Here is a 4,606-nt window from a genome sequence, read left to right as displayed (position 1 = left end):
TTAGCGTACATCAGGTGGTTTTTTATTTCCATGTGGTGTTGATTTGACGCTTACGCAAGAACGACAAGTACCATGTCCTATGCTAAGTAAGACTATAATATTTTATGATATTACAATAAAAAAATTTAATAACAAAAAACAGAGAAAATGTAAAATAATTGAATTTTTTGTCGAAGGATTTCAATGTCCTTGCTAGAAATACTTAATGCTAAAATATTACATAAGGAGATGACGAAATTGCAATTATTCCGGAATTTAAGAACAGCTTCAAAAATAATGGTATTGGTGACATGTATGGTACTGTTTTTAGGTATTGTAGGATATGCGGGATATTATTCATCTACCAAGTTATCGGCTGGAATGGATGATATGTACCAAAATAGGTTATTGGCTATAAAATGGATTAATGACGCCAGAACTCATAATAGAGCCGATGAGCGAGCGCTTATTGGACTTTTCGTACATACGGATAAAGCAGAAGAGCAAAAGAACCTTCAAGAGATAAAAAGACGATCAGAGGCGTTTGATAAAGCATTTTCTGATTATGCTAAGACTAAACTTGACACTTATGAGGAAGAGCGAATAGCCAAGTTAAAAGAAGAATTAACTTCCTATCGAGCAGCGCGTACGAAGGCGATGGATTTGGCTATGTCCGGGAAAAAGCAGGAAGGTTATGTAGCTTTTCGGCAAGACGCTGCACCCTATCTCGAAAATGTACAGACGATACTGCGGGAATTAGCCAATTATAATGATCAAAAAGCCGAAATGCAAAAAAAGGCTAGTGATGAACTTGTTTCATTTACTAATAAATTGATACTTGGTAGTACTTTGCTGGCAATTGTTCTTGCATTGGGATTAGGCTGGATTATTGCCAAGATGATTGGCAACCCGCTTATCCAGCTAGTTAGTATCGTTCGTGAAGTGGCTCAGGGAAATCTGGTAGTTAATAAGATGGATGTTAATTCTCATGATGAAGTTGGGGAACTAGCGGCAGAATTTAATGTCATGACAGACAATCTTCGGAATTTGGTTAAACATGTGAATCAGACGGCCGAACAAGTTGCTGCATCGGCCGAAGAGTTGACTGCCAGTGCAGAGCAATCATCTCAGGCAACTACGCAAGTTGCAGCTACTATTACCGAGATCGCTGCAGGAGCAACTAAGCAAGTAGCTGCTGTTGATTCTACGGCTTCAGTGGTAGAGCAAATGTCAGCAGGTATTCAGCATGTGGCTGTCAATGCCAATGCGGTATCAGAAATGGCGGATAAAGCGACTAGTGCTGCCAATCAAGGTGATAAGGCAGTAGATGCGGCTATGAATCAAATGAAAAGTATCGAAAAATCGGTTTCCAGTTCAGCGCAGGTAGTTACAAAACTAGGAGAGCGGTCAAAAGAGATTGGACAAATTGTTGATGCCATTTCAGGAATTGCCGGTCAAACCAATCTGTTGGCACTAAACGCAGCTATCGAGGCGGCGCGAGCGGGTGAACAGGGCAGAGGTTTTGCCGTTGTTGCCGAGGAAGTGCGCAAATTAGCAGAACAGTCGCAGGAAGCGGCTAAACAAATTGCCAGATTGATTGCAGAGATACAGATGGAAACCGATAGCGCTGTCGCTGCCATGCAAGATGGCACGCGGGAGGTGAAGGTCGGTACCGAAGTAGTAAATACTGCGGGACAGGCGTTCAAGGAAATCGTGTCGCTCAATGGCGAAGTATCGGCGCAAATAAGAGAAATATCAGCCGCAATTCAGCAAATGGCATCAGGCAGTCAACAGATTGTGGCAGCGGTACGAGATGTAGACAACATCAGCAAAGAAGCAGCCAGTCAGACACAAGTGGTTTCGGCAGCGACAGAGGAACAGTCTGCATCAATGGAAGAAATCGCATCATCCAGTCAGGCGTTGGCAAAATTGGCCGAAGAAATGCAGAATGCTGTCAGAAAGTTTAAGGTTTAGGGTTTAGAGATCAGTCAGCTAGGAGTGAACAACTTAAGATATAAGATAAATTTGTAATGTATTATATGAATGTCGCTGGATAACAGATTCCTAAGGTTATGAGGTGCCAATATAAGCAGGCAGTAGCTGGATTGGTTGCTCTTAGTGGCTACAACTGGGAAGAAGCCAACAACTCCGTTAGGTTTGGTATAATTAAAAATAAAAGGTAGGAATTTGTATGAAAGTATTAGGGCTAGTAGCGTCACCGAGAAAACTAGGAAATTCAGAGATATTAACAAAAGAAATGCTGGCTTCTCTTCCTGATGAAGTGGAAAAAGCAATGATCCGGTTAACCGAGATTGACATTAAGCAGTGCAAGGCATGTTATGCTTGTCTGTCGGAAAACAAGCAGTGTGTTATTCATGACGATCTGAGCTTCTTGTTGGAACAGATAAGGAAGGCCGATGCTATTGTAATTGCTACTCCTTGTTATTTTTTAGGCACCCATACCACGCTGAAAATGATTAATGACAGATTAATTTCCGTTCTGCAGCAAGCTAAAGAATTTAGGGGAAAAAAATGCGTTATCGCAGTATCCTACGGGATTAAAGGTTGGGAAGGGTACGCCCGTGAGGCCGCGGTTACTACTGCTCGTTTTTTGCACTTGGATGTAGTTGGGACAATGCTGGTTCATGCGGCAAGTCCGGGAGAGGTTGTCAAACCAGAAGTGCTTGCTGAAGCTCGTCGTCTGGCAACATTGCTTGTAAGTAATGGCCAAATGAAAAATAGTCTGCATAGCCTGCCAGTTCATGCATGTCAGTTGTGTGGCAATACCATGCTTCAACTGGCACCGACCGGAAAGGTAAAGTGCCAGTTGTGTGGGGCAGATGGTAAGATTTTATGGAAAGAAGGAGAATTTACAATTGATTTTGCAATCTCTTAGCATTACCGATTTTCGCCCGAAGGTATGATGGATCATGGTAAAATTCTGGAGGCTATAAAACATCAATACATGACAGAACGTCATGAACTGAATAAATTGAGAAAACCTTACAATTATTATAACTGGTGGATTCAGCCGAAATGAGATAAGCTGGCCCGAGTATATGGAATCGCGGTATGGTTGGTGGCTGATGCTGCAACGCTGGTTACAGATCGAGAAAAAATTAGGTTAACACGATAAGCTGCAGAAGATTGTAATAAATAAAAACATGCCCAGTACTATTTATTGGTGCTGGGCTTTTACTATGCCAATAGGTACATCACGTATTATGGTTAAGTCAGTTGTCATGTGTTACGCATGGCTTTTTTTGCTAATTTTGTTAGATAATCTGCTTTTTTCAACAGACGTCACTAATAGATAAAAGGATTTAGTTATAATTATTATCACAGATTAGCGTGCTTATAGTGTAATATCAGCAATCGAAATTTGATTAGTAGTCCCTTGCTTTACATTTTACACTACAATAAGGAGGCATTCTCTATGCAAAGAAGATGGTGCCGTGCCTGGCTGCGCGGCAAACCGCACTATATGCGGTATAAACCGATGCCTAAAATGCGCACAAGGCAGTATACCAGCAAAAGTCTTTGACCTGAGCGTCAAAGCTGTCAAAAAACTTGCTCCGGCGTAGCGGCTGCTGGGATTTTTCTAAGTAGCCTGACGGGTGTGCAGGCCAATCCTACCAGTGGCAGCATTACGGCCGGGAAAGGCACTATTACTGGGCAGGGGACGAATCATGTCACCATTAACCAGACCTCCAATAAGCTGGCGATTAATTGGAACAGCTTTAGTATTGGCAAAGGCGAAACAGTGCAGTTTATTCAGCCAGGCGCTTCCTCCATCGCCCTTAACCGGGTGTTAGGCAATAACGCCTTGGCGATTTATGGACAGCTCAGCGCCAATGGTAAAGTTTTTCTTATTATTACAGTGGCAAATGGCGGCTATGCGGCGCTCTTAGGCACCAATGTCGCCAATGAAGGCGTTATCTTAGCAAAAGAAGGTACGGTGGCGTTAGGCGCAGGCAGCAAAATCACTTTGGACTTTATCGGCGACGGTCTGCTGACATTGGCAGTTGATGAGAGCAAGGTTAAGGCTGAACTCAAAAACAGCGGCCTGATTCAAGCCGATGGCGGTCTTGTTATCATGAACGCCAAGGCAGCAGATACCCTGACTGGCTCGGTTGTCAACAATACAGGCACTATAGAAGCCAAAAGTGTTATTGATAAAAACGGCGTGATTATCCTATCCGGCGATAGTGTAACGAATGCAGGGTACTTGATGCCAGCGGAAAAACTGCCGGTGAAACCGGCGGCACGGTTTTACTCCTTCTCGCTGGGACAACTTGATATGGATTCGAAGGATGCAGCTGACAATGATAGCGCTCATACTGCCGGAGATTATCATAAAACCAATTTAAATTTCTATCGGATACAAAAGGTGAACAATCGTCTTAACCTTCATTTCTCGTTTGCTGGGCAGTTGGCCAGCAAAAACCTGGATTCTTCCGAAAAAATTTCCCTCGGGGGGCCAAGCGGTGTCAGAGCCTATCCGGTCAATGAGGCCTCTGGCGATGAAGGCTATGTGGCGACAGGCGAACTGCGCTGGAATTTGCCCGACCCTCGTGTGCAAATCACTGCCTTCAATGATGGTGGGCATGTTACGCTCAATAAAAAC

The 4,606-nt window shown here is 43.4% G+C and carries 3 protein-coding genes; all 3 read left to right on the top strand.

The annotated features are described in order from the left end of the window. The first annotated feature begins 183 nt into the window (after nucleotides 1-183). On the top strand, nucleotides 184-1,953 hold the full coding sequence (locus AC29Z1_RS13860) for a methyl-accepting chemotaxis protein (RefSeq protein WP_488272044.1): 1,770 nt from the start codon (nucleotides 184-186) through the stop codon (nucleotides 1,951-1,953). Nucleotides 1,954-2,170: 217 nt separating this feature from the next. Further along, nucleotides 2,171-2,875 carry a flavodoxin family protein gene (locus tag AC29Z1_RS13855; RefSeq protein WP_488272043.1) on the top strand — a complete coding sequence of 235 codons (705 nt, stop codon included), beginning with the start codon at nucleotides 2,171-2,173 and terminating at the stop codon, nucleotides 2,873-2,875. A gap of 723 nt (nucleotides 2,876-3,598) precedes the next feature. Continuing rightward, nucleotides 3,599-4,606: two-partner secretion domain-containing protein (locus AC29Z1_RS13850; RefSeq protein ID WP_488272042.1), on the top strand; the 1,008-nt coding region annotated here is incomplete at its 3' end.

The organism is Sporomusa sp., from assembly GCF_057736855.1.
This window is presented reverse-complemented; position numbering and strand designations above follow the sequence as displayed.

Coding starts and splice junctions, on each gene's coding strand:
- AC29Z1_RS13860 (WP_488272044.1), top strand. CDS start 184: ATGTCCTTGCTAGAAATACTTAATGCTAAAATATTACATAAGGAGATG.
- AC29Z1_RS13855 (WP_488272043.1), top strand. CDS start 2,171: ATGAAAGTATTAGGGCTAGTAGCGTCACCGAGAAAACTAGGAAATTCA.